This is a genomic window from Mucilaginibacter sp. P2_A4 (genome assembly GCF_056405015.1).
Genome location: NZ_JBFUCX010000008.1, coordinates 265,124 through 291,918 on the forward strand (window position 1 = coordinate 265,124; position 26,795 = coordinate 291,918).

The following is a 26,795-nucleotide window of genomic DNA, read 5'->3' on the forward strand; positions in this document are numbered from 1 at the left end:
CCCATCCAACTCATACAACTCATTGTATCGCATAAGCTTTTAACCCGGCATCAAGGTATTTTAAGTAACTAAGCGGATCATAATCTGCCCCGCCCGGCGTTACCAAAGGCTCCTGTGTATCCGGATTAAGCAGCACATAAAATGGCTGCGAATTGGATACGAATTTGGAGGTTTGCAGGTGACTCCATTTATTGCCTATGGTTTGAATTTTCCGGCCTTCGGGAGTGGTAGTCTGCTCCTCTTTTGCCAAATCTGTTTTGTCATCAACATACAATTGGATAAGTACATAATCTTGCGTGATACGCTGATATACCTGTTTATCCGGCCATACGTTAGCTTCCATTTTGCGGCAGTTAACACAGGCATGGCCTGTAAAATCAATCATCACCGGTTTGTGCATCTTTTTGGCGTAGGCTATTCCCTCCTCATAATCAAAATACGGATCAAAGCCTTTTGGCTTATCAAACAGATCGGCATATTTATGGGGGCCGGTAGCTGCCTCGTTACTCCTGTTATTAGTAGTAATACCCGGGGCAGACAGGTCAAAATCCTGGGTTGATTGCGGCGGCAAAAAAGCGCTGATAGATTTGAGCGGTGCTCCCCATAAACCCGGCACCATGTACATGGTGAACGATAACACGATAATGGCCAGGAAAAGTCTCGGCACCGAAATGGATTTCAACTCGCTGTCGTGACTGAATTTGAGCTTACCTAACAGGTAAAAACCCATCAGCGCAAAAATCACGATCCACAACACCAGGAATATTTCCCGATCAAACCAGTGCCAGTGATAGGCCAGATCAACATTGCTTAAAAATTTAAAAGAAAGGGCAAGCTCCATGAAGCCCAATGTTACTTTAACACTATTAAGCCAGCCGCCCGATTTAGGCAAAGATTGCAGCCAGCTGGGGAACATGGCAAATAGTACAAAAGGAATAGCCAGCGCCAGCGCGAACCCAAACATACCTATAGCCGGACCAAGCAACGCGCCCGTTGTAGCAGCCTGTACCAGCAGGGTGCCAATAATAGGACCGGTACAACTAAAAGATACCAGGGCCAGTGTAGCAGCCATGAAAAACAATCCCATCAACCCGCCTTTATCTGAGTTTTGATCCATTTTATTTACCCAGCTTGATGGCAGGGTAATTTCAAATGCGCCCAGGAAAGATGCCGCAAATACAACGATGAGCAGGAAGAAACCAAAATTAAAGATCCCGTTTGTGGACAAACTATTCAAGGCATCGGCCCCAAAAACAATTGTTACCACAAGCCCCATTACCACATATATAGCTATAATGCTGATACCATAAATTGCCGCTTTACCAGCCGGGCTACCTTTTTTATCGCCCGATTTGGTGAAATAACTTACCGTTAAGGGCAACATCGGAAAAATGCAGGGCATGAGCAATGCTGCAAATCCGCCTGCCAAACCGGCTAAAAAAATGGTAAGCAATGTTTGTTTATTTTGACCCTTATTTGCTCCTTTTGCAGGTGCCTTTACAACTTTTTTGCTAATCACCTTTTCCCGGCTGCCGTCTTTGTCTGTCCCGGTGGTTTTTGCAGCCGGGGGCGTGTTTATTTCTGTAAATTCGATACCTGCTGTTGAGGCGGTATCCTGCGCTTTTGCCAAATTGGGGCTTAACAGGATACCCGCTGCGAGTAAAATAAGTAATATGGTCTGCTTCATTAATTTTGTTCTTTAAAACCTGTAATCCTTTTACTACCGGGATAAATAATATTCAGGACCACATGGATACTGTATCGCGCCAAAAAATAAGGCAAAGGCGTAGCCTTGGGGTATTCCCCAAATTCATTTTAATTTGAATGGATATTGGTTTATTTTACCGGGATGCTGAACTCGATATCATCTGGTGGCAGGCACTTTTGATCGTTACAGGTCATGTATTCCAGCTTGCCGCTTACTGTAGTTTGTTTGGCTTTCAGCCTGATCTTTTGCTGAAAAATCACACTCTTTTCAAAGAAGCCAACTTCCATCCCGAAAACTTTTTCCATGCGGGTTATGGGCTGAGGCTCGATAGTTTTACCTACCAGTGTAAACGCTTTTGATGGCGTAAAATCGATGGTGGTTTTTACAGGGCCGCCATCTTTAACAAACTGGGAATATACATGCCAGCCTTCGTCAATAGTAGCTTTAATAAATACTACCGCTTCGGTGGCGCTGGTTTTTTTTGCGGCATAGCTCCAACGTACGGGTTGTAGTATTTGCGCTTTGCTTTGTATCGCAAACAGAACAAAGGCTATTGCAACAATTGTGATTTTTTTCATGAGGTTTTTGATTGTTTTTATGGGATAATAAATTCGTTTAAGCGGGAGATAGGCTGATAACCGGTAAAATCGGTATCGGTAGATAGATAGCCTTCTTTAATAATTTCTTCTTTTACCAGGTCTGTGCTCAGGTATTTTTTATTGCTATCGCATAGCAGGGTAACCACTACGGCATCCTTTCCTAATTGCTCTTTCAGCTTAATTGCTCCAATCACGTTGGCGCCCGATGAAATACCAACGGCGAGTCCCAATTGCCTGGATAGCTTTTGTGCCATAATAATGGCATCGCCATCATTTGCCTGAACAACCTGATCCATTTGATTGAGCTTTACAATAGCAGGTATAAACTCGTCAGAAATTCCCTGGATACGGTGGCTGCCAACCTTATAACCCGTTGTTAATGTAGGCGACTCGGCCGGCTCCAAAGGATGAATCTTAATTTGCGGATTCATGGCTTTCAGATATCTACCTGTTCCCATTACTGTACCGCCGGTACCTACGCCTGCCACAAACGCATCGGGTTTAAGACCGATATTAGCCAATTGCCTCCATATTTCTGGCCCGGTGGTCATTTCATGAGCCTCGGCGTTGTGGTTGTTTTCAAACTGCTGCGGTAAAAATACACCTCCCTGTGCTGCAAGCTCCTCACTAAGTTTTATACTGCCCAAAAAGCCGCCTTGCTCTTTACTAATCAATAACACTTCGGCCCCCATGCTTCTGATAATATCTATCCGCTCTTTGCTTAGCCAGTTGGGCATAATGATCTTTACTTCATGCCCCAACGCTTTTCCAATCGCGGCAAAGGCAATACCTGTATTACCGCTGGTGGCCTCAATAATGGTATCGCAGGGGTTTATATTGCCATTTTTATAAGCCTGGTGTAAAATGTACAGCGCCATTCTATCCTTTACACTGCCTGTAAGGTTATAATGCTCACATTTTACATAAATTTCTCCAGCGTTGCCATTATAGGTGTACTGTAACTTTAACATTGGTGTGTTACCTACCAGATGCCATAAGTTTTGAAACCTTTTTTCCAATTCTATATCTAAATCCAATACTGCTGCCCCTACCATACCTTAAAATTTATGGTATAAATGTCCTAATATCCTATAATAAGAACAATGGTTTCCATAAAATCCATAAATTTTATGCTTTAATCATATTTTATAGTGTTATTTTTCAGTTTCGCAGAACATTAGTTCTTATCATTGTATGTTTTTTCAATGCTTGTTTTTTCAATCTTTTTATCAATGACAGATTTAGACCTAACCGACCTGGAAATTTTAAAGCTTTTACAGCAAAATGCCTCATTAACCAATAAGGAAATTTCTTATAAGCTCCATAAATCTATCGCTACCATTCATGAAAGAATCAGAAGGTTGAAAGAACAGGGCTATATAAAAAGGGTTGTTGCTATACTCGACCGAAAGAAGATTAACAGAAACCTGATTGCTTTTAGCCATGTGCTTTTAAATGATCATACGGCCAATACCTTAAATAATTTCGAACTGGAAGTAGCCAAGTTTCCTGAAGTAATGGAATGCTTTCAGATGACCGGCGCATTTGATTTTATCCTGCGCATTGCCACAAGTGATATGGAGGCCTACCACCATTTTTACAGAAATAAACTGGCAACTCTTCCCAATATCACCACCGTACAAAGCTTTTTTGTTTTATCAGAAACCAAAAGCGATACGGCTTATCCATTGTAGGCTTTACGAACATGATATTATTATTAAAAAAGAAAGGCGCTTCCATTTTACCGGGAGCACCTTCTTTTTTTATTTATTCAGTAATCTATTTTACTTCTATTTCAGCTGAATACTTAGCACCAAACCCATCAGTTGCCAAAAATTAAATTATTGATTAATTAGTGGCGCCGCCATTGATCAGTAAGTGTTGGCCATTTACAAATGACGACAGGTCGCTGGCAAAAAATTCGGCGGCATTGGCCACGTCTTCCACTTCGGCCAGCCTACCCATCGGGCAGCTGTCTAATAATTGTTTCCTTAACTCAGGATAGCTGCCTGCTTCCGCAAAAATGCCCGAATGATCAACCGCAAATGGGATAATAGAGTTTACAGTTATGCCTTTATGACCTATCTCTTTAGAAAGAATATCAACCAGGTAACGCGGAGTGGTTTTACTGCCGCCGTACACAGCCATTCCGGGTACAGGGAATGAAGTGGTACTGGATGCGATGTAAATGATACGGCCATTGTTTTCCACATTTTTTGCAGCCTGCTGCATGGTGAAGTAAGTACCCTTGGTGTTGATCCCGAATACGCGATCAAACTGCTCCTCGGTAAAATCAACCACCGGGGTTTCTACCAGCTCGATACCAGCATTGGCCACCACGATATCTATTTTGCCAAATGCTTTTTTTGCCTCCGCAAATAAGCGTTCAATATCGGCAACTTTACTTACATCGGCCTGTACGGCTATTACCCTCACGCCCATAGCCTCGATGTTGCTTACTACTTCATCTGCTGATGCTTTATCGCGTGAATAATTGATCACGATATCGGCGCCCAATGCCGCGTAGCGCTCTGCAATTGCCTTACCTAAACCGCGTGCCGATCCTGTTATTAATGCTACTTTATTATTTAATGAGTTCATGACTTTACTTTTTAAAAATTGTGATTACACTGATTACTTGATGATTTCAGCGATTGATTTGAAATACAATCAATGTTTTATATGATCTTGATTCTAACTTCTCGACTCTCCCTTAATCGTGCTTTTGCTGTCTTAATTCTTGACTCTAACTTCTTGACTCTATTTTAAGCCATTCCACCGTTTACACCAATATTTTGCGCGCTGATCCATTTGGCATCATCGCCGGCCAGGAATACAACAACCCGGGCGATATCTTCAGGCTCGCCGATGCGGTTGAAGGCAGATAGTGATGCCAGGCGGTCAATTACTTCCTGTGGTTTGCCTTTGGTGAACAGTTCTGTATTGGTAGGACCAGGAGAAACGGAGTTTACATTGATACCCCTTGCGCCAACTTCTTTGCTAAATACCCGGGTTAATTGCTCAACCGCTGCTTTGGTAGCCACGTAAGTGCTGTAAGTGGGCAGCATGATGCGATTAACCGAAGTAGAGAAGTTGATGATACTGCCCTTATCGGCCAGTTTGGTGGCGGCTTCGCGCATGGTGTTGAATGTGCCGCGTACGTTAATATCAAACTGGCGGGTAAAATCTTCGTCGGTAGTATCTTTTAGCAGTTTGGTGATCATGATGCCGGCGTTGTTTACCAATACATCAATTTTACCATAGTGAGCAATTGCTGCATCAAACATAGCCGCTACTTCGGCTGATTTACTTACATCAGCCTGTATGGCGATGGCATCACCGCCGTTTTGTTTAATGAGGTTAACGGTTTCATCGGCGGCTTCTTTACCGCTTGCATAGTTGATGATTACTTTGGCACCGGCATTAGCCAGTTGTTGAGCTACTGCTGCTCCTATACCTTTAGATGCGCCGGTTACTAAGATTACTTTTTCTGATAGCGTTTTCATGATTTCCTTTGTTATGTTGTTTTGTTTTTGTCTTGTTTGTTTTGACATAACAAAGGTGAGGTTTGAACTACCCTCAAATGATACACATATTAAAGCATTACATGTAAATATCTAAGATGCTGTTTAAAAACAAAGATTATTCATTGCCGTTGACTAAAGTCAACGGTAAAATAAAACATCATTGTGGGCTTCAGCCCAATTATGCAAATTACTCCGTTGACTAAAGTCAACGGCAATGATTTAATAACATTATTGTGGCTGCGGATGCCCGTCTGCAAAAAGTAAAATCACAGCATTATATAATGTGATTTGTATAAAATTTAAATTATTAAGTATCTTCGAATTGTGAAACGCAGCGCACTCATTATATTAACAGCCGTTTACCTTTTATCCTGTGTGGGTATTGGGGTAAACCGTTTTTATTGCTGCGGTAAACTGGCCTCGGTTACCTTCATCTATGGCTCAACTGATAACACAGGCAAAGCAGCTAAAAACAACAATGACTGCTGCAAAAACGAAAAACAAAGTTTTAAGATCAAGGATACCCACGTAAGTGCCGATTCTTTTGTTTTGGGTACGTTATCACCGGTAATTCTGCCCTCTTTCAATACCTGGAATTCAACAGTTATTATTAAAGATTACGATGCCAGTATTGGTTATCAAAGCAACGCCCCCCCGGCAAGCCCCGATATACCTATCTATACCCGCAACTGTACCTACAGGATTTGACCTGTACCTTTTCTATTTAGCCTTTACTACCTGTAAACCGGCTACGCTTTAAATTAAAATCAATCATCTTAATTTATAATCAACGTATAGGACTTGCTATAGTCTTATGCCATTTCTCCATTTTTTTAATTTTTATTTTCATGAAAAAAGTAACCCTGATGGCCATTGCAATCTTGTTTTCAGCAGCAAGCGTTTTTGCATCTCACTCAACTACCGCGGTTTCAGACACCACTAAAACCAAAAAGGTTAAACCTGTTAAAGTACAATACACCTGCACCATGCACCCCGAAGTATTGAGCGATAAACCAGGAAAATGCCCTAAATGCGGTATGGCCCTGGTAAAAAAGGAGCCTGCTAAAAAGAAAGCTACATCAATGAAAATGTAATTCATTTAATCCCGGTGCTCATACACCGGGATTATCAAAACCATTAAGATGATTAATCAACTTATTACCCTGTCCTTAAAAAACAGGTATATCGTTCTGCTCATCGCGACCATTCTTTTTGCATGGGGCGCTTACGCCGTTAGCGAGAATCCTATTGATGCCATCCCCGATCTGTCAGATAACCAGGTAATCGTATTTACCGAGTGGCAGGGCCGCAGCCCGCAGATCATGGAAGACCAGGTAACCTATCCGCTGGTGAGCAATTTACAGGGCATTCCTAAAGTGAAGGCTATCCGCGCTACCTCCATGTTTGGGATGAGCTTTGTTTATATTGTTTTTGAAGATAAAGCCGACGTGTATTGGGCGCGAAGCCGGGTACTGGAGCGCTTGAACTATGCCCAGCGTTTACTCCCGGAGGGTATTACGCCAACATTAGGGCCGGACGGAACCGGGGTTGGCCATATTTTGTGGTACACGCTGGATGCCAAAGGTATCGACCTTGGCGAACAACGGGCTTTGCAGGACTGGTATATAAAACTGGGGCTGCAAACTGTATCGGGGGTTAGTGAAGTAGCTTCATTCGGCGGTTTTCAAAAGCAATACCAGATCAATATCGACCCACATAAACTCAACTATTACAATATCCCTTTATCGCAGGTGCTCAAGGCAGTAAAAAGCAATAACAATGATGTTGGCGGCCGCAAGTTTGAAATGAACGGCACTGCCTACATTGTTCGTGGCCTGGGTTATATTAAGAGTTTACCCGATGTTGAAAATATCTCCATTGCAACCATCAAATCTGTATCGGTGAAGGTAAAAGATGTTGCCACCGTGCAAATGGGTGGCGATGAGCGCCTGGGCATATTTGACCAAAACGGACAAGGCGAAGCTGTAGGCGGCATAGTAGTGATGCGCTACGGCGAAAATGCTGATAAGGTGATCCATGCGGTTAAGGATAAAATGAACGACATCCAGCGGGGCCTGCCTTCGGGAGTAAAATTCAAGATCGCCTATGACCGGAGTGAGCTGATTGAGAATGCCATTGGCTCTGTAAAACATACGCTGATTGAAGAAATGATTACGGTATCAATTATTGTTATCCTGTTCCTGTTCAGCTGGAGGAGCGCCCTGAGTATCATTATTCAAATTCCTATCACCATAGCTGCCAGCTTTATCCTGCTTAACGCTTTTGGCATCAGTTCCAATATCATGTCATTAACGGGCATCGCTTTGGCTATTGGAGTGATAGTAGATAACGGCATTGTAATGGTTGAAAACTCGCACCGGAATTTATCCATTGCACAAGAAAAAGAAAGACCATGACCACAGCAGAACGAATTAAAATTATAGAAGCATCCTGCAAGCAGGTTGGCCGTGGCGTATTTTTTTCTACGCTGATCATCGTCGCCTCTTTCCTCCCGGTATTTTTATTGGAAGGCCAGGAAGGTAAACTGTTTGGCCCGCTGGCCTGGACAAAAACATTTATCCTTGCCATTGATGCTATACTTGCCGTAACACTTGCCCCGGTGCTAATCTCCTTTTTCCTGAAAGGGAAGTTAAAAACAGACGAACATAACCCACTAAACCGCGGGCTGGAAAAGCTTTACAGGCCCCTGTTAAACTGGTGTGTTACCTGGCGCAAAACAACCATAGGCATTAACATAGTCGCGTTACTCATCAGCATACCGCTATTATTGAGTTTAGGCAGCGAATTTATGCCGCCGCTTGATGAAGGCACTATCCTGTTTATGCCGGTTACCTTACCGGATATTTCCAACTCGGAGGCCAAGCAGCTTTTACAGGTGCAGGACAGGATCATTGAAAGTATCCCCGAAGTTAAAAATGTACTGGGCAAAGCCGGGCGTGCTAATACGGCAACCGATAATTCGCCCATCAGTATGGTGGAAACTATTATCCTGCTAAAACCTGCCAGCGAATGGCGCAAAGGAATTAAAAAAGAAGATATTATTAATGAGCTCAACGCCAAGCTACAGATCCCCGGTGTTGTAAACGGCTGGACACAGCCCATCATCAACCGCATCAATATGCTTTCTACAGGGATCCGTACCGATGTTGGGTTGAAAGTATATGGGCAAAATCTGGATACTATTTATGCCTTATCCAACCAAATGAAACAGGCTTTGCAGGGCATTAACGGCGTGAAAGATTTATATGTTGACCCCATTACCGGCGGCAAGTACCTGGATATACAGGTGAATAAAGATGCTATTGGCCGCTATGGACTAAGTGTAGATGATGTGAACCAGGTTGTAGAAAGCGCCCTGGGCGGTATGAACCTTACGCCAACCATTGAAGGGCGAAGACGCTTCAGCGTAAACCTGCGCCTGGCACAGGATTACCGCAGTAACCTGGATGAGATCAGGCGTACCCTGGTTCAAACACCCTCCTACGGTCCTGTTCCCTTATCATCTGTTGCGGATATCAGGATTAGTGATGGCCCGGCTATGATTCAGTCGGAAAATGCCTTGTTGCGCGGCACAGTATTGTTCAATGTTCGTGAACGGGATTTGGGCAGTACCGTGCAGGAGGCCCAAAACAGGTTAAACACGATGGTTAAATCGCTGCCAAAAGGTTATTTTATTGAATGGAGCGGCCAGTACGAAAATCTGATCCGCGCGGAGCATACCCTCAAGCTGATTTTACCTATAGTGCTTGTCATCATATTTGCCTGCCTGTACTTTGCATTTCACTCAATCAGGGAAGCATTTTTTAGCCTCATCAGTATTCCGTTCGCACTCATTGGCGGGGCCTATATGGTTTATTTTTTTGGGGTGCATTTATCAGTCGCTGTAGCGGTAGGCTTTATTGCCCTGTTCGGTATCGCTGTGGAAACGGGTATCGTCATGGTCATTTATCTCAATGATGCCATGCAGCAGCTGGTTGCCTTAAAGGGTAATTCCAGCGAAACCATTACCCGCGAAGACCTGCGTGTTTATGTAATGAATGGCGCGGTAAAAAGGTTAAGGCCCAAGCTCATGACCGTTTGCGTAGCCCTGTTTGGTTTGGTACCTGTACTTTGGGCAACCGGCACCGGCAGCGATGTGATGCTGCCAATTGTACTGCCGATGATTGGCGGTGTATTAACTTCTTCCACGCATATTTTACTGGTTACCCCGCTAATCTTTTTGATGGTAAAGGAGTACGAACTAAAAAAACATGGCAAACTGGAAGTATTGGAGGTAAAGGAATAATATCATGAAAACGAAATATCAAATTGTATATACCCTATTGATCTGCCTTACCGGCATAACGGCAAAAGCACAACGATTACCGTTAGATAGTGTTGTAGCACGAATTACTGCTAATCCGGCCCTGCAGGCTTATGATGCCAGGATCAGCTCGCAGGATGCTTATGCAACAGGAGCAAAAAGCCTTGATGCGCCAAAGATAAGCGCTGGTCAGTATCAAACGCCTTACCAGGTTAACCCTAACGTGGGATCTTTTATGATCCAGGCAGAACAAACTTTCACTAACCCGGCCAAACTGCGCGCTAAGGAGGCCTACATGAAAGGAATGTCAAAAGTAACAGCGGAAGACAAGAACTACCTAAAAAACCAACTCATTGCCCAGGCAAAACAATATTACTATGAACGGGTGGTGCTGGAAAAGAAGCTTGCTCTGTTACAAAACACACAAAACTTATTGGAGTATATGCTCAAGGATGCCAACATCCGCCTTACTTATGGTAAAGAAAAGCTGAGCAATATTTACAAAGCCAAAGCAGAGCTTTATGTGCTGAACAATACCCGCGAACAATTGAACAACGAGATAAGCCAAAAAAACATTATGCTAAACACCCTCATGAACAGGGACCAGCAAACTGTCTTTACAGTGGATACAAATACCGTTTGGAAAGATTATGAATCGGCCATTACCGATACCGCGGCGCTGGCAACAAACCGCAGTGATATTAAAGGAATAAGCCAGAATATTGAATTACAGCAATTGAACGCCAAAATGGAATACAGCAAACGTAAACCCGATTTTGGGATCCAGGCCGCGCACATGCTGAGCTATGGCGGCTATGCAAATCAATATATTTTAATGGGATCCGTTACCATACCCATCGTTCCCTGGGCATCTAAAGAATACAAGGCCAACTTAAAAGGTATCCGTTACGAAGTGGAGGAATTGCAGCGAAAAAAATCAGCTATACTCAACCAGGCCGAAGGGCAGCTTACCGGTTTAAAAACGGATATAGGCAGTAAAAAAAGGCAGTTAAAAAATTATCAGCAAAACATTATCCCGGCTTTACAAAACACCTATAAAACATCCTTACTGGCTTATGAACAAAATACCGGCGACCTGCCCACTGTGTTGGATAACATTAAAGGTTTACAAACGGCCAGGATGGAGGCATTAGACCGCTTACAGGAAGTATTACAATTACAGGTAGCTTATGAAAGGGAATATGAAAAGTATTAAGATAATATGGACAAGCCTGCTGTTAAGCACCCTATTGCTTAGTGCTTGTTCTGATAAAAAAAAGCCGCCGGTTATGGCGCAGACCCAAAGCGCTGTAAAATATACCTGCCCTATGCACCCGCAGATCATGGAAGATCATCCCGGTAGCTGCCCAATTTGTGGCATGGCACTGGTAAAAAAATCTGGACAGGCCAGTGAGGGCTCGGGCATTAGCCTCAACACGGTTTTGCAACCGGTTAATAGTAACGTTATTTCATCTGTTGAGGCAATTACACCAAAGCAAATTGAAACAGCTACAGAAATATATGGTGATGGCTACCTGGATTTTGACAGCCGCACATTCAATAATATTTCAGCGCGATTTTCTGGGCGGATAGAAAAACTATACATCAAATATGCTTTCCAGGCAATACATAGCGGCCAGCGTATTTTTGATATTTACAGCCCGGATATAGTGACCGCCCAGCAGGATCTCATCTATCTAACCAAAAATTCGCCGCAGGAAACGGGGCTGATTAATGCCGCCCGGCAAAAATTATCGCTGCTTGGTTTAACATCAGCGCAAATAAGCCAGGTAGTAAAAACAGGTAAATCATTTTACAGCTTACCTGTATATAGTGCTTACGAAGGTCATGTTCATGATGTGCAGCACAGCCAAATGGGCGATGCCGTAAACGAACAGTCATCACAAAGCTTTGCCGCTAATGTTCCGCTCGCTATCAGGGAGGACATGTATGTTCAAAAAGGACAAACCTTATTTAATGTGGTTAATCCTCACCAACTATGGGCAATTATTAAGATTGCCCCTTCGGCTGTTTCCCGGTTAAAGTTAAATCAACAGGTAAAAATTACTTTACCAGATTTACCGGGCAAAACAATAAATGGGAAGGTCAATTTTATTGAACCCGTTTTACGCGAAGCCGATAAAAGCACCAGCATCCGAGTGTATATAAACAACATGGACCATGCCTTAAAAGTAAATAACGTAGTTAAAGCCACCATACAAACCGGCACAACCAGCGGATTATGGATACCAAAATCGGCATTGGTTGATTTAGGATTCACAAAAGTCGTCTGGCTAAAAAAAGGTGTTTCCTACCAGGCTCACCAGGTTTTTACGGGTGCCACAAACAACAATGATATACAAATTATAAAGGGCTTATCCTTAACCGACAGCTTGGCATCAAACGCCCAATATTTAACAGATAGCGAAAGCTTTATCAAAACACAAGGCAATGAATAATATAAAAAAACACCCTGCTGCGTTAAAATCAGCCGGGATCCTATTCTTTGTAATGCTGATTACCACGCTGTTTACCGCATGCCAGCAAAAGCCCAAACAGCCAATAACTAAAGCATCAAACAAAGCTTATTATACCTGCTCTATGCATCCGCAGGTACATGAAGAGCATCCGGGTAACTGCCCTATTTGTGGTATGAAACTCATCAAAGTGGAGCTTACCGGTACTGGCGGCACTGCCCCCGATAAAATAAAACTGACTGCAACGCAAATTCAGCTGGCCGGTATCGTAACAGATACCGTAAGGGAGGAAAATACCGGTACTGAAAAAACAATCACCGGAACTGTAACTACGGATGAAAATAAAGTCGAAGAACTGAGTGCAAGAATAACAGGGCGGATACAACAATTATATATCAGAACTGTTGGCGAAAAAATAGCTGTCGGTCAGCCTGTATATTCTATTTACAGCGAAGATTTGCAGGAAGCAGAAAAGGAATACCTGCTGGCCCGGCAACAGCAAAAGGTTTTGCATAACCCCGATGTTGATTATAAGCAACTGATTGTCGCCGCGGAAAGCAAACTGCAGCTATGGGGATTATCACCAGCACAGATCAGGAGCCTGGTAGCCACCGGAAAAGCATCGGCCACAACAACCATATTAAGCAAAGCTGAAGGCACAGTAAGTGATATAGCGGTTCACGAGGGCGACTATGTAACGGAAGGAATGACGATTTTAAAAACACAAACCTTAAATAGTTTATGGATCGAAGCGCAGCTATATGCCGGTGAAGCCGGAAACTACAAAGTGGCCGACCGGGTTAAAGTATCATTCCCTGACCTTGGCGGCCAGGTGATTAACGGCAAAGTTGAGTTCATCAACCCTGAATTATCAGATGCCTCTAAAGTTGATTTGGTAAGGATTAGTGTAGCCAATACGCAGGGGCTTATCAGGCCAGGGATGCTGGCCTATATATCTATTGCCAATGGCAGCAAACGCGCTTTGGCTGTACCCACATCCGCCATTTTAACTGATGGCCGGGGCAGCAAGGTTTGGGTTAAAGATAAAGATGGAAGTTTTTCGCCGAGAAGTATTAAACCGGGCCCGGGAAACCAAACTTACACCCCTGTTATTGCCGGGTTAAATGCCGGTGACGTGATAGTTACCAACGGTGTGTATTTACTAAACAGTGAAGCCATTTTTAAAAATGGAGATACAGATAAGGGCATGAAAATGTAAGCCCGATAGTTAATTTATTTTGATTTAGAATATACAGGCTGCGCATCCAGGTAAGTTTTGGGTGCATAGGGTGTATAACTAAGCCTGTTAAATAGTGCTTTACAAGTGTTAATTCCAGGTGTTCCGTTAATGGAGAAATACCAAAACTCCTCCAGGTCGCCATCATTCATGGTCATCTGGGTAAGGCCTTGTGATTTATGTTCGGCTATTTCCCAGTTGGCTATAACTTTATAGTTTACCCTGTTTTTATAGCTGAATGAAGCACTGCGGTCAATCCTGCACAAAGCTGTATCGGTTAAAGTATGGGTTAACGGGTATTGGGCATATTTGGAAAACCGGGTTACTGAATCTGTTTTGTTCAGGGTAACGGCCCCTAAAATAATGGGCCTGTTATCAACAGTTAAAGCAGCTATGGCATTCAAAGCTAAAAGTGTTGCCGCCTTGTGCTGCCCATGAGTCGTGTTTTCTGGCAATAAAGTAAATACGAAATCATAATGGTTACTTGTCAGAATTTGGTTTAGCCGCTTTTTTATCACAGGAACATTCCAACTGGTATCCAGCGGCTCCTTTTCATTTAAGGTGTAATGAGCATCTTTCTGATCTATAAAATAATATCCATTCACACCTAAAATATGGCCTGCATTAACCAATTCCTTTTTGCGGATAGCGGGTAAATTCGCCCTTGCCGTTTTCTCGTCTGTAAGTTCAAGGCCATAGTAGTTTTCGGCCAGTGTCGAATATTTGTACCCAGCCTCGCCGTTGGTGATCACAAACAGATCAACAATGCCATGCTGTTCCTTAGCAATCTTATATAGCGTAACAGAAAATGTACTTTCATCATCAGGATGAGCCATTACCACCAGCACACGCGGGCCATGGGTTATAGCCTGTGCCATCGTTTCCTGCAACCCGTCACCGGTAAAATAAAATGTTATGGTTAATAACAGTACAGCCAGCTTTTTCAAATGTTATATTTTTAGTATTTTAACAATGAGGCGTGAGGGTGGATTCGAACCACCGTAAAAGGTTTTGCAGACCCTCGCCTAAACCACTCGGCCACTCCGCCTTTTAACAATAAGCGGCCATACTTAAAATAAGTATGACCGCTTACAAAAGATTAATTCACGTCAAACCACAATTTGGTAGTCAGCACATCAGCGCCCTGGTTAGCCACGGCCGCCTTGTAGCTCGTCCCATTAAGCGATTGCTCGGTACCGGGATAAATAAACCTTACCGGTATTTTACCATTCAGGGTACCGGCAACTGCGGGTTGCAGCTGCGGATAATCAAGCCTGCGCCATTCGGCAAAGGCTTCCAGACCCTGCCCAAACAAGGCGATCCATTTTTGCTCGCCAATTGATTTTTTGTAGTTGCTTGCATCATATTGCACAGCAGGTTGATCTGCATAGCTGCTTGCTATTCCACCGGTAATGCTATATTGAGCTAATGATGCCAGTATAGCTTGCTTATATAAATCAGCAGCATTTTCGGTAGTGAAACCACGTGCGGCAGCTTCGGCCCGGTCAAACAAAACCTCGGCATAGCTGATGATCACAGCCGGCGCGTTTGGCGCTAAAAAATAAGTGCCTGGTTTTGATGTTTTGGTAAAGCCAATGCTGCTGGCATCGCCAACCAACAAACCATTTGGTAAGCCAACATAGGTTTGCGGTGTAGCATCTTTGGTTTTACTGGCGTAGACAGGCAGGCGCGGATCGTTCAGCGCAAATAGCTTATCAACAATAGTTTTACTAATGCGGTAATCGTCCCTGGTATCAAACAGGTTGCTTATCGGATTTTGATTAGGCGAGTTGTAATAGATAAACTGGGCTATATCTGAGTTCGAACTGATATATGCCCCGCCCTCAGCCTTAATATCATCCAATACCTGTTTGGCCTTCGCAGCATCACGATCTGCAATGCGCAGCGCAATACGCAGGCGCAATGAATTGGCAAACTTTTTCCATCTGGCAATATCATTACCATAGATCACATCGCCTAAAATAGCTTTGCCTGCCGGGTCAAGCGCGGTCTGGGCTGCTTTCAAATCATCCAGTAAGGCATAATACACATCCTTTTGCGTGTCATAGGCCGGGGTTAAGTATTGGTCGATATTGGCAGACTGCTTGTAAGGAACATTGCCATAAGCATCTGTTAACAAACTAAACACCCATGAGCGCAGCACCAGTGCTACCCCCTTATAATTAGTATTAGCCTGTGCATCTCCCAACTTGATGATCTGGTTAAGGTTTACAATACTTTTTGAATAACCTACCGTCCAAAGTTCCTGGAAGGCACTGTTGGTATATATATACCTGTCCGGGTCGGTATATTGAATTTTAGACCAGTATTGCACAAAAAGCAGGCTGGCATCCATATTATTGGCTGTTCCCCAATAGGTATCGGCCGTGGTTTTGGTAGCTGCGGTAAGCAGGTAGTCTGGTTGTGCAACCTGAGCGGCATTTGGATTCTGGTTAATATCAACCAAGGTTTTTTTGCACGATGTTACAGATAGCAAAAAAGCACCTGATAATAGCAACGATGTATATTTAAGTTTCATGATTTTTAGAATTTAAGGTTGATGTTAAAACCAATGTTACGAACGGTAGGCAGGGTAAGATCTTCCAACCCTTGTCCGTTGCCATTATTGAAGGCTGTTTCGGGATCTACATTTGGCACATTTTTATGGATGATCCAAAGATTACGCCCCACAATTGATAGCGTTGCAGCCTGCAGGCCTACGCTTTTTACCCACCTTGACGGGAATGTATAGCCCAGCTTAACCTCGCGCAGTTTAATGTATGAAGCATCATAAACAAAAGCCTCATCAACATTGGTAAAACCTTTGTAGTATGATTGTGCAGGCAGTATTGTTGTGTTTGGCGTACCATCGGCCTTTACACCTTTGAAAATAACACCGTCCTGATAAACCGTTGCTCCCGCCGGCGCAGTACCGCTCACCTGTACAGCTGCAAGCTTGGTATTATTACCCGGATAATAATAGCTTAAGCCGCCGTTTGCTGCTCCGCGGCCCGGCAATGTTGAGGCCAGAACTCCTGTATAGGTACCGGTGCGGTTTGTATTTGAATAAATAGAGCCTCCAATGCGGGCGTCAACCAAAAAGCTTAAGTTTATTCCTTTGTAGGTGAAACTGTTATTGATGCTACCCAGCCATTTTGGGGTAAACTTGCCCAGGTATTGTTTGGTAGGATTGATGGTTGGCGTACCATCTGCACCAACAATGATTTGTCCCGATGCATTGCGCAGATAAGCATTGCCGAACAAGGTGCCGTAAGGTTGTCCAATTGCGGCCAACACCTGTACGGTACGGTCTGTACCCAATATATAGCTCTGCAAACGACCTTCCGCATCAAGCGAAACCACTTTGCTGCGGTTAAGGGAATAATTGGTATTGATATCCCAGGTAAATTCTTTCGATTTTATAGGGGTTATGCCCAATTGAACTTCTAAACCTTTATTATTGATTTTACCCCCATTGATAAGCTTTTGGCTATACCCTGTAGATGGGCTCACGTCGACTTTTAATATTTGGTTTACACTATTGGTGTTATACACGCTCACATCAAAATGAACCCTGTCCTGGAAAAAACTAAGCTCAAAACCAGCTTCGGCAGATGTGGTTGTTTCCGGTTTAAGGTTCGGATTTAAATCAACGCTATTTGCATTTTGTTGCGGGTTTGTACCTAAAGGAGCGGTAAAATCATACGTATTGATGAGTTGATATGGTGTTGTAGCCTTACCCACTTTTGACCATCCACCTCTTAATTTTGCATAGGTTAACACATCGCTTTTAATATCCAGCGCCTCTGATAATATCAAACTACCATTCACTGATGGATAAAAATAAGATAGGTTAGCAGCAGGCAGGGTTGACGACCAGTCATTACGGCCGGTAAGATTAATAAAAGCGTAGTTCCTGAACCCTATTTGAGCTGATGCAAAATAGCTATAGGTTTTAAGCTTGCCATACAAATTGGAAGATACCAACGGATCGCGGGAGTTGCTTAGCGTATATAAACCTGCAACTGCCAGCTTTGGCGCCACCTGATCGTTTTGCTCGTTTACTATAGTGCTGATGTTACCACCGCCCAAAACATCTAAAGAGAAATCATTATTGAGTTTTTTGGTGTATTGTAAACGGCCCTCGGTATTGTTTTCGTTCACGCTATAGGCATCCTCCTCATACGAGCCAAATGGTGTACCGTTTGTGCCATAAGCTACCTTGATCTTGCGCCTGTCGTTATAATAATCGGTACCGGTACGGAAATTGGCAGATAATCCTTCGATGATCTTGTAGTTCAATTCCACACTACCTATAATACGGTTTTTATGTTGCCCAACCGTATTTTCATAAGCCAGCCAGTACGGGTTACTGTAGTAACTGTTGTTCCAGTTAAAGGTATTGCCATTGGCGTCCTTGTAGTTTTTTAACTGGCTTATATCAACCTGGCGGCCAAACCAGGTAAATTGCAGCATGGTACTGGTAGCGCGCTTGCCACCTGCACCCGGCAGGTTGTCGGCATCGTCTTTAATATAATTGGCAATGGTGGTTACCGTTAATTTAGGACTAAGTCTGAAGGTAGAATTCAGTAAAAATGAATTTCTTCCCTGTGATGTATTCGGGATAATACCTGTTTGGTGCAGGTTGTTGTAGGATAAGCGATAATCCGCTTTATCGCTACCGCCTGATAATGCTACACCATTGTTAAGGGTTACTCCTGTTTTAAAGAAATTTTTAACGTTATCCGGGTGCGCTATAAAAGGCACGGCAACTCCGTTTGAATTAAATTGCGGAATTAATGAGCCATCCAACGCGGGGCCCCAGCTTTCGTCAACTCCATCATTAACACCGGCGCCTTTACCATCAACATAGCTAAATTTACCGTTTGAACCCTGGCCATACTGATTTTGATAATTTGGCAAAAGCTGTACGTTTGAGAAGCTGGTATTTGAATTAATATTGATACCCAAGCCCTTTGCGCCTTTACCTGTTTTAGTTTTAATGAGGATAACGCCGGCCGCCGCACGGTAACCATAAAGAGCCGCCGCATTGGGGCCTTTAAGTACACTTACAGATTCAATATCCTCGGAGTTAAGATCGGCGATGGCATTGGCAAAATCCCTTGATCCGTTTGTACCCAAAAACTGGGAGTTATCAACTATAACACCATCCACCACAAACAGCGGTTGGTTGTTACCCGCGATAGAGGTTTCGCCACGGATGATGATACGGGACGAACCCATATCACCCTGGCTGTTGGTTACCTGCACCCCGGCAATTTTACCGGCCAGCGCATTCACCAGGTTGGTTTCTTTAGCCTCGGAGATATCTTTCGACTTTAACCCCTGAACAGCATAGCCCAATGACTTTTTGTCCTTAGATATATTGAGGGCCGTGATTACCACTTCGTTAAGGGAATTGGCAGCCTCCTGTAATATGATCTGTAAATTGTTTTCAGCTTGCTTAACGGTGATCTCCTGCGCTGCGAAACCTATATAAGTAATTTTTAATATATCGTTAACATTGGCGCTGAGGGAGAATTTGCCATCTGCACTGGTTTGAGCACCATTGGAAGTTCCTTTTACAGAGATATTAACACCAGGCAATGGCAGGCCATCGGATTTAGCGGTTACCACCCCGCTTATTTTAACAGATTGCGCCGCAACTGTTTGGATGAGAAAAAATGGCAACAGAATTGCCAGTAACAGTTTGTAATTTTTAAGCATGATAAATAGATTGTGAATAGTTTTTGAATATCAATACAGCAGAATGAAAGCATTAGCTAACAGCTTTTTTGGCATGAAATACCCGCTGATATGCTTTATAGTACCTGTAAAGAATTAATTTTTGCTTTGTGGTTATTTAAAAGATAACAAGCTGCAGCAAGCACACTCATTAAATAACCATTGCGGTTGGGTTAGCATCAACAACGCATGCTTTGCATACAGCCATGGAAAGAATTGCAGGTAAACAGCGTAGCATCAGAAGAATAGTTGGCGTGAAAAAAGGTAGCTGTTGTTTTCATAACATTAAGATATTGACTTATAGAAAAAGCAACCGGAATAAATAATTGCAAGCAGCTTACTCCGTAATTGCCCGGTATTTTTAATTAACAGATGCAGTTTTATTATTAACCAGCGCATCTACAGCTTTTAGCATCGATGCAAATTCCTGGGTATCATATAAACGGGTGAGGTAAACTATTTTACCATCCTTATCAATAATAACATTACGCGTTACGCCGCTTTTTTTGTTGGCGAACCGGCCAAAAATATCGGCTCCGGGATCAAGCGCCAGCGGGTAGCTGATATTCATTTCCTGGTGAAATTTTGTTACTTTTTCAAGAGGCTCATCGCGATCTACGCCTATCAGAATCAGGCCTTTGTCTTTATAAGCCTGCCATACGTCCTTTTCAAGGTGGGGCATTTCTTCGCGGCATACACTGCACCAGCTGGCTGTAAATTGCAGAATAACAACTTTGCCGCGCAGCTCTTTTAAGGAGGTTTTGGTACCATCGGCAAGTTGCAGTTCAAAATCTGCAGGTGCCTGGTCGCCAACTTTTACAATATAGCCACGATCAATAGATGCAGGATCAGCTGGTTTTGCAGTTTGCGCGCCGGCAAACATGGCGCTTATCAGAAACGAACAGGTAATGAGTAAATGTTTAATATTCATAGTTGTAAATTTTAATGCTGCTTTTAGCAGGCATAAATTTTTAAGTATTTTAATTAAACAGGATTTCAGAGAGAAAGGGAGATAATGATCAGCCATGGGCTGTGCAATAATTTTGCGAATATTATCTTCTCCACCTTTTATAGCGGACAGGAATTAGCACCTTTATAACAATGGGCTTACAGGTTGCTAAGACATCATAGGGCCTTTCCCTCAGTCTTTCTTGATAATTAAAATTAAAGAACTTATTTCGTCAGCAAATATATAATATATTCTACTAAACACATAGACTTTATATAATTTATTTGTCATTTAAATATCTTCCCAATAATTTCATCCGGCATGCCGCAAATTGAGCCAAGGCAATGCTTAAATAAGAGCCTTATTATTCGCTTGCCGACCTATAATTTAAATTAAGCAGATGGTTAGTGTATTTTTAACTTGCAGAGTATTCAATTCTTTTTATATTTGCGCTCCCGAAAACGAGATAGGCACACGGTTAACCGCAACGCAACTCGAAACAGGAAACACCAATGCGAAAGTAGCTCAGTTGGTAGAGCACGACCTTGCCAAGGTCGGGGTCGCGAGTTCGAATCTCGTCTTTCGCTCCAAAGCCCTTCTCTAAAAAAGAAGGGCTTTTCTTTTTTAAAAGGTTAATAACCAGGCATCCAGTACGCTATTATCCTTACTCTCCGCATCGCTGCTGTGAATGAGGTGTTTCTCAACAAATTGCCTGTGGCAATTCAAACAAATTCCAACATTTTTTGCATACCACTTAATTAATCACTATTATTACTATTAACTAATAACCTGATAGTCATGACCTTTACTTTCAGATTTTTCCCGTTTAAGGATTTTATATTTTCCATTATACCAACCATTGGTACCTATGGCGGCTTCCTTGATGGCATTATTACGTTCCCCAATAAATGGATGGCTTTTGGGTCTGGATTTGTAGTATCTGTAATACTGGCAATAATTTTCCATGCCGAAAACAAGCGTAATTACAGAAGGTCGCTGGCCGAAATACTGGCGATGGGTTATTTTATGAATTTTACCGGCAGGCTGGCTAAACTTTTAAAAGGCAAGGCCGATATCAGTTTTTCTTTCCCGGATGCTAATCTTGTAGCTTACTCTCCCGGCAAGGTTAACGTTAAGGTAGGCATACCGGGTACCCTTAACGCTTTGGTTAAATACTGCAATATGGTAGAAGCACAAAGTGATGTAGTGTATATTCGTGAATCAACAAAAAATGACCCTTACTGGGTACGGGCAAAAAAGGAAGAAGATGGCACCATAACCATTTATGAATTTCCAAGAACGCTGTTTGCACTTTCCAGATACCTGGAAAAAGAGTTTGAGAACCAACAGAAAGCCGAAAAAAACTCAAAAAAGATTTATAAATACTTTGATGATAAACTAAAGCAATTGAAAATACAGCACAGCAATGAGTTCCCTAATGACAGGATCAAGTTTCAATACGTGTAGGTGTATAGATACATATTTTGTATCTCCCGGATGCAGATCCAACTGCTATATCCGCTGGGTATAATTTTCTAATTCTTCTTTTTTTCAAGCTGTTCCCTGAATTTTTTTTCCTCTTTTTCTTTCTTCTCCCTTGCTTTTTTTAAAGCCTTTTCCCGCTCCTTTTTATCCTTTTCAGTAACTGGCTTACCGGCTTCTTTTTCCTGCGATTTGCCTACCCCTACGCATGACTTGAGTCCATCGAGCAACGTAAGCCATATTGTTTTAAAGAAAGGAAAATTTGCCGGGCGGATAAAAACCACGTTGGCCGACCGTGGTATGGGCTTTCCCTCTTCGGGGTTATCCTGTTTAAGTATTACGGCATTGGCCAGCAGAGACATCAACGACTTTTTCGCGTAACCTTTTTCCTCATCGCGTTTCAGTAAATCCACCTTTAGGTTGTTGTAGAGGAATGTGACCTTACCGGCAGCGTTTTTTTTATTGCCGTGAATATTAAAGTTGAGACTATTTACCCTTCCCGATGTTATTTTTACCAGGCCCAGGGGCATAACCGCCGGATTAGCCGCCAACATATCCATAGAGCCCAGGTGCCCTTTATAGCTGTAGCTATAAAGGGCATCGCTTAAATTAAAACCAAAGGCCAGATCGAGCTTGCCTTTGCCCATAAAATAAGTACTGAGGTTAACCGTACAAACAGGATGCTGACTGAGGATAGCTTTTTTATTAGTGAGGTTGAGAAACCTACCCGTAGTATTATCAAACTTTACCGCCCCGGCTTTCCCGGAGCTTTTGTTATACTCGCTGTAGGTAACGTCGATCTTTTTTATATCGAGCGTATCCACATTGAGCCCCGCTTTTACCTGGCGGATAGCCCAGTTTGGGAAGGTTACCAGCCTGTCGGTAGTTTGAAGCCGGCCATTGGGGTTAGCAAAAACTTCGAAATTTCCTTTATCAACAGTAATTTTTGATACCAGGAGGTCCTGCGCTCTACGATAGCTGCGGTAATCAAAATGATGAAAGGTAACCTTATCAAGGTGCAGGGTAAAGCGGTCGCTTTTGCTTTTGGCAAAAAATGCCTTTACGCTTAGTGGCTGTATGTCTATCCCTGCAATATCCAACCGGGCTTCGCGGGTGGATAGTTTTATCGATCCCACTTTATATTTATACAGGCCCCCGGCAGAAGTTTGGGTATAATGCTTCAGCTCTGTAACGATGTCCCTGCAATATAATGTTCTGGAGGTATCTGTTTGCGTTGTCGAATCTATCAGCAGGTCGGTAGCTTGCAGGTTCATCTCCTTCAGTACAGAAACCGAAGGCTTGGGGACACTCTTATCTCTGTAAGTAAAGGTGATAGCATCCAGGTTAATCTGACCTACATGGATCATTTTAAAACTGTTGGAAATTTTCTGGTAGAGGGTTCGTTTATCCTTCTGCTCCTTTTTGTGCGGCTTATCTGTGTTTTTACTGATATATATTTCCGGGCTATTCAGCGTAATCCGGCCAATATCCATTTTCTTTTTAAACCAGGTTTGCAGCGGGTGCGCTCCCGAAATTTCCAGTCGCTTTACGTGCAGTTCATAAAGATGATTGGGGGCATCGCCACTTTCCTGCATCTTACGGTAAACAGCAGTATCCGGACCGAAGGTAATATCATACAAAGTGGCCTTCCCCGCAAAAACATGCAGCTCGGCTTTACTAAAATCTACATGGTATAAACTATCGGAGCCTTTTAAAACCGCATCCTTTAATTTTGCAGTAAGCTTGCTGGTTAAAAAACTATTGAGGAATAATGCTACAACAAGCACCAATAAACCCACCGCCGCCAAACTGATCAATACAATTTTTTGCCACCTGTGCTTTAAAAACGAAACCGCCATAATAATTGCTCTTATTTTAGTTTTAAGCAACCTACAGGCAGCTTTATAATAAGCTACAACACCAAAACCGCGATTTTGTTAATCCGTTGTTACTGTTACTTTTAACGAAAGCACCAGCATAATATCAATAACGTTTAGATTGCTCCCCGCAAAACAGGGCGAAGAAGTAGTTTACCGCTTCAACTTTCCATTTACAATACGATCTGTATAATCCTGGATCAGGGCCTTACAATCAAGCATTGCCTTATCCATTTCAGAATCAATTTTCCCGCCCATTAAATTCTTTTCGAGCCCTTTATCGGCAGCCGCAAAAATCCCCGTAAATACTTTTCCATCAAACAAGTAAATATAATTACCCTGCATAAACTGGTATATATTACCCGGCGAATTGATTACCCTTGGTGTTTCGGCCGGGGAATTGGTGATCAGGCTTCTGCCCCATGATCTGAAAGGCTTATTATAACCTATCATATCAACTATGGAAGGATATATATCCATTTGCGAAGCCAGGTCTGTCCTCACACCTTTTAAAGCATAAGCCTTATTAGCACTGTAAAACAATATGGGAACAGCAAACCGGTTAATAGCCTTACTATATTCAGGATAATAAGTTTGACTGGTATGATCGGCAGTTATAACAAAAATGGTGTTATTAAACCAGGGCTGCGTTTTTGCATAGTTAAAAAACAGCCGCAGGGAGTTATCTGTATATTGTACACATTTATCAATAGTAAGCGGACCACCTTTAAACCTCGCTTTGTATTTTTCCGGAATCTGATCGGGATCATGCGATGATAGGGTAAACAGCGTAGCCATAAATGGCTGTTTCTGGGTGTTAAGCGTTTTACCCATGAATTGAAAAAATGGCTCATCCCAAATACCCCAAATGCCATCAAAATCCCTGTCGTTGTTATATTCCGTTCTGCCGTAATAGTTTTTAAATCCTAAAATATTGCCGAAGCCCTGGAAACCCATCGAACCATTTGCCGCCCCATGAAAAAACGAAGTTTGATAACCTAACGTATCGCAAACAGATACCAGGGACTGGATTTGTTGCTTTGCATAAGGCGATGAAGTAAAGGCGGTTTGAAACGATGGAATACCAGCCAAAATGGACGACATGGCGTGAATAGATTGCCGCCCGTTGGCGTAAGCATTGGTAAATATTAAGCTGTTATCAGATAATGAATCTAAAAAAGGAGTGTAGGATTTAAAATCGGGTATATTGGCGCCCCTGTTCATACTTCCCCAATACTCCCTTGCCATGCTTTCCAATATAATAACTACAACATTAGGCTTTACAGCGGGGGTGTTGTTGTATTGTTTTACAGGCTTAATATTCGCGTTAATATAGTTTTGGTCTGTCCAGTGTTCAAGTTTAAAATTGTTGGCGCTAAGCGTTCTGAAAATGGCAAAAGGTGTGTTTAATACAATATCGCCCTGGTTGGGGATGATTACGTGTTTGTAGGCATCAATCATGTTTATAGGCCTGGTGCTGTGACTAAAATCGCCCCGTATGCCACCAATAACTAAAGCCAGCACAATTAAGAATGCAGCTACTGATGAATAAAAATAGGATGCCGGTTTTCTCCCCGGATTGGGTTTAATTTTTACGCGGCTATATAACCATATCCAGCAAAGGCTGCATAATATAAAAATGATAATTACATACCAGTATGCTCCGGAAAAATGTTTAAATAATGCTTTCTTGTTGTTTTCATCGGCAAGCACATCAAGTGTAGCCTTTGTTGATCTAACCTGGCTAAAACGGTAGTAAATAATATCAACAAAATTGGTAGCGTAAGCCAGCAGGTTTGTAATGAAATATAAAATTGTTAACCCTTTTTGGAAACCGGGCCGTGTATTAATGGCTAAGGGCAAAATGCTCAATACAATAAACAAACTGTTAATATATAATAGCGCGGCTGTATCAAAAGCCATCCCGTAATAACACAGTTTTAATATAGAGGAAAGGTGATCAACAGCGAAAAGATTTGCATTAAATGCAAAAAACAGCACCCTGCCAATAAAATAAAATAAATAACCTAATAAAATCCTGAATATAAGAACCTTATATTCACCTAATCTGAATTTAACCTCCATTAAAAAATATTGCTTTTATTACCCTTAAATTACATAAGGCAAGGCACGATTAAAGCCGCTACGGGAAAAAACCTTAATATACCTTTGTTTACATACAGGGATGATTGTAAAAAAAACGAATATAGTAAAAAAGCAAATAATGTATCGGAGAGCGGCCCTGTGCTAAAGCCGATAAGCGGCTGAATTTATTTAAGCAGGTAGATCATTAAAATAAACGACGAAATGTGTTTAAAGCAAATCCTGAGGTGCTTAAGTGCAACTGTTATCTGGTTTTCAACTGTACGTTTTGAGATGCCCAGCTGGCCTGCAATTTCCTGGTTGGAGAGTTGCCTCACCCTGCTCATGTAAAATATTTCCTGGCAACGTTTGGGTAACTGTACCAGGTATTTATCCAGCTCCTGTTCAAACTCCTGAACCATAATATGCCGCTCGCCTGCGTTACTATCTACCTGCTCCGTTAATTCAAGTCCCTCGGGAGCCAAAATAACGGGTGACTTTGCCGATCTCATCCTGTTATACACCTGGTACCTGATAGCCGTAAGTAAAAAATTGGGGAATGACTCAATTTCCAGCAGGTTTCTGCGGTTCCAGATATTCAGGAAAACATCGTGCACAATTTCTTCACTCTCCTCCCGATCTTTAACGTACACCAGCGCGGTTTTGTAAAGCCTTACCCAGTACCGGTCAAAAAGAGCGGTAAAAGCTGCTTCGTCATTGCGGCGGATAGCAGCCCAAAGTTCAGCGTCACTAAGCGGGGAATTAGACATAATTGGTAGGGTAAAAGT

At 42.6% G+C, this 26,795-nt stretch carries 21 protein-coding genes, 2 tRNA genes and 1 riboswitch; of the genes, 10 read left to right on the forward strand and 13 right to left on the reverse strand.

Translation table 11 applies throughout. The features are described from left to right. Positions 1–19: 19 nt before the first annotated feature. The 3 genes from AC1DYB_RS16615 to AC1DYB_RS16625 all read right to left on the reverse strand — a co-directional run bounded on the left by AC1DYB_RS16615 (position 20) and on the right by AC1DYB_RS16625 (position 3,362). Positions 20–1,687 (reverse strand): protein-disulfide reductase DsbD family protein, encoded by a 1,668-nt coding sequence (locus AC1DYB_RS16615; RefSeq protein ID WP_477436556.1) that lies wholly within the window; start codon positions 1,685–1,687, stop codon positions 20–22. 149 nt (positions 1,688–1,836) lie between these two features. Further along, positions 1,837–2,286, reverse strand: coding sequence for a protein-disulfide reductase DsbD domain-containing protein (locus AC1DYB_RS16620; RefSeq protein WP_477436559.1), 450 nt, complete (start codon positions 2,284–2,286; stop codon positions 1,837–1,839). Between the two features lie 17 nt (positions 2,287–2,303). Then, positions 2,304–3,362, reverse strand: coding sequence for a PLP-dependent cysteine synthase family protein (locus tag AC1DYB_RS16625; RefSeq protein WP_477436561.1), 1,059 nt, complete (start codon positions 3,360–3,362; stop codon positions 2,304–2,306). A gap of 177 nt (positions 3,363–3,539) precedes the next feature. Here AC1DYB_RS16625 and AC1DYB_RS16630 point away from each other — a divergent pair, with 177 nt between their 5' ends. Then, positions 3,540–4,001: an Lrp/AsnC family transcriptional regulator gene (locus AC1DYB_RS16630; protein WP_295721686.1), complete on the forward strand. Its 462-nt coding sequence runs from the start codon at positions 3,540–3,542 to the stop codon at positions 3,999–4,001. A 154-nt stretch (positions 4,002–4,155) separates the two neighbouring features. Here AC1DYB_RS16630 and AC1DYB_RS16635 read toward each other — a convergent pair whose 3' ends face one another. Both AC1DYB_RS16635 and AC1DYB_RS16640 read right to left on the reverse strand, forming a co-directional pair. Beyond that, on the reverse strand, positions 4,156–4,908 hold the full coding sequence (locus tag AC1DYB_RS16635) for an SDR family oxidoreductase (RefSeq protein ID WP_477436563.1): 753 nt from the start codon (positions 4,906–4,908) through the stop codon (positions 4,156–4,158). Positions 4,909–5,072: 164 nt separating this feature from the next. Beyond that, positions 5,073–5,813 (reverse strand): SDR family oxidoreductase, encoded by a 741-nt coding sequence (locus AC1DYB_RS16640; RefSeq protein ID WP_477436565.1) that lies wholly within the window; start codon positions 5,811–5,813, stop codon positions 5,073–5,075. 345 nt (positions 5,814–6,158) lie between these two features. On the opposite strand from AC1DYB_RS16640, the gene AC1DYB_RS16645 reads away from it, so the two are divergent. The 7 genes from AC1DYB_RS16645 (at position 6,159) to AC1DYB_RS16675 (ending at position 13,854) form a co-directional block, all read left to right on the forward strand. After that, entirely contained in the window at positions 6,159–6,542 is a 384-nt protein-coding gene (locus AC1DYB_RS16645; protein ID WP_477436567.1) for an HYC_CC_PP family protein, read from the forward strand. Positions 6,543–6,682: 140 nt separating this feature from the next. Continuing rightward, positions 6,683–6,928 (forward strand): heavy metal-binding domain-containing protein, encoded by a 246-nt coding sequence (locus AC1DYB_RS16650; RefSeq protein WP_477392235.1) that lies wholly within the window; start codon positions 6,683–6,685, stop codon positions 6,926–6,928. A gap of 48 nt (positions 6,929–6,976) precedes the next feature. After that, a complete protein-coding gene (locus tag AC1DYB_RS16655; RefSeq protein WP_477436569.1) occupies positions 6,977–8,251 on the forward strand; it encodes an efflux RND transporter permease subunit in 1,275 nt (424 codons plus the stop codon). After that, entirely contained in the window at positions 8,248–10,140 is a 1,893-nt protein-coding gene (locus AC1DYB_RS16660; protein ID WP_477436571.1) for an efflux RND transporter permease subunit, read from the forward strand. Before AC1DYB_RS16655 ends, AC1DYB_RS16660 begins: the two co-directional genes overlap by 4 nt. A 4-nt stretch (positions 10,141–10,144) precedes the next feature. Beyond that, positions 10,145–11,374, forward strand: a complete 1,230-nt coding sequence (locus AC1DYB_RS16665; RefSeq protein WP_477436573.1) for a TolC family protein — start codon at positions 10,145–10,147, stop codon at positions 11,372–11,374. Continuing rightward, a complete protein-coding gene (locus tag AC1DYB_RS16670) occupies positions 11,361–12,617 on the forward strand; it encodes a heavy metal-binding domain-containing protein (RefSeq protein WP_477436575.1) in 1,257 nt (418 codons plus the stop codon). Before AC1DYB_RS16665 ends, AC1DYB_RS16670 begins: the two co-directional genes overlap by 14 nt. Continuing rightward, positions 12,610–13,854 carry an efflux RND transporter periplasmic adaptor subunit gene (locus AC1DYB_RS16675; RefSeq protein ID WP_477436577.1) on the forward strand — a complete coding sequence of 415 codons (1,245 nt, stop codon included), beginning with the start codon at positions 12,610–12,612 and terminating at the stop codon, positions 13,852–13,854. The genes AC1DYB_RS16670 and AC1DYB_RS16675 overlap by 8 nt, the downstream gene beginning before the upstream one ends. 14 nt (positions 13,855–13,868) lie before the next feature. Here AC1DYB_RS16675 and AC1DYB_RS16680 read toward each other — a convergent pair whose 3' ends face one another. The 5 genes from AC1DYB_RS16680 to AC1DYB_RS16700 form a co-directional block, all read right to left on the reverse strand. After that, entirely contained in the window at positions 13,869–14,819 is a 951-nt protein-coding gene (locus AC1DYB_RS16680; RefSeq protein WP_477436579.1) for a PIG-L family deacetylase, read from the reverse strand. Between the two features lie 28 nt (positions 14,820–14,847). Continuing rightward, positions 14,848–14,920: transfer RNA gene (locus tag AC1DYB_RS16685), tRNA-Cys, on the reverse strand. Between the two features lie 51 nt (positions 14,921–14,971). Further along, positions 14,972–16,411: a SusD/RagB family nutrient-binding outer membrane lipoprotein gene (locus AC1DYB_RS16690; protein ID WP_477436581.1), complete on the reverse strand. Its 1,440-nt coding sequence runs from the start codon at positions 16,409–16,411 to the stop codon at positions 14,972–14,974. Positions 16,412–16,416: 5 nt separating this feature from the next. Beyond that, positions 16,417–19,599 (reverse strand): SusC/RagA family TonB-linked outer membrane protein, encoded by a 3,183-nt coding sequence (locus AC1DYB_RS16695; RefSeq protein WP_477436583.1) that lies wholly within the window; start codon positions 19,597–19,599, stop codon positions 16,417–16,419. Positions 19,600–19,978: 379 nt separating this feature from the next. Next, positions 19,979–20,548, reverse strand: a complete 570-nt coding sequence (locus tag AC1DYB_RS16700; RefSeq protein WP_477436585.1) for a TlpA family protein disulfide reductase — start codon at positions 20,546–20,548, stop codon at positions 19,979–19,981. 118 nt (positions 20,549–20,666) lie between these two features. Continuing rightward, a riboswitch (SAM riboswitch) is annotated at positions 20,667–20,778 on the reverse strand. Between the two features lie 302 nt (positions 20,779–21,080). Between AC1DYB_RS16700 and AC1DYB_RS16705 the strand changes: the two genes are divergently transcribed. Both AC1DYB_RS16705 and AC1DYB_RS16710 read left to right on the forward strand, forming a co-directional pair. After that, positions 21,081–21,156, forward strand: a tRNA-Gly gene (locus AC1DYB_RS16705). A gap of 208 nt (positions 21,157–21,364) precedes the next feature. Then, a complete protein-coding gene (locus AC1DYB_RS16710) occupies positions 21,365–22,033 on the forward strand; it encodes an STING domain-containing protein (protein WP_477436587.1) in 669 nt (222 codons plus the stop codon). Positions 22,034–22,101: 68 nt separating this feature from the next. Here the strand turns inward: AC1DYB_RS16710 and AC1DYB_RS16715 are convergent, their stop codons facing one another. The 3 genes from AC1DYB_RS16715 to AC1DYB_RS16725 form a co-directional block, all read right to left on the reverse strand. After that, the gene (locus AC1DYB_RS16715) at positions 22,102–23,907 is read right to left on the reverse strand and encodes a hypothetical protein (protein WP_477436589.1); all 1,806 of its coding nucleotides are present in this window, start codon (positions 23,905–23,907) and stop codon (positions 22,102–22,104) included. A gap of 171 nt (positions 23,908–24,078) precedes the next feature. Beyond that, a complete protein-coding gene (locus tag AC1DYB_RS16720; RefSeq protein WP_477436591.1) occupies positions 24,079–26,010 on the reverse strand; it encodes an LTA synthase family protein in 1,932 nt (643 codons plus the stop codon). A 185-nt stretch (positions 26,011–26,195) separates the two neighbouring features. Continuing rightward, positions 26,196–26,777 carry an RNA polymerase sigma factor gene (locus AC1DYB_RS16725; protein ID WP_477436593.1) on the reverse strand — a complete coding sequence of 194 codons (582 nt, stop codon included), beginning with the start codon at positions 26,775–26,777 and terminating at the stop codon, positions 26,196–26,198. Positions 26,778–26,795: the final 18 nt, after the last annotated feature.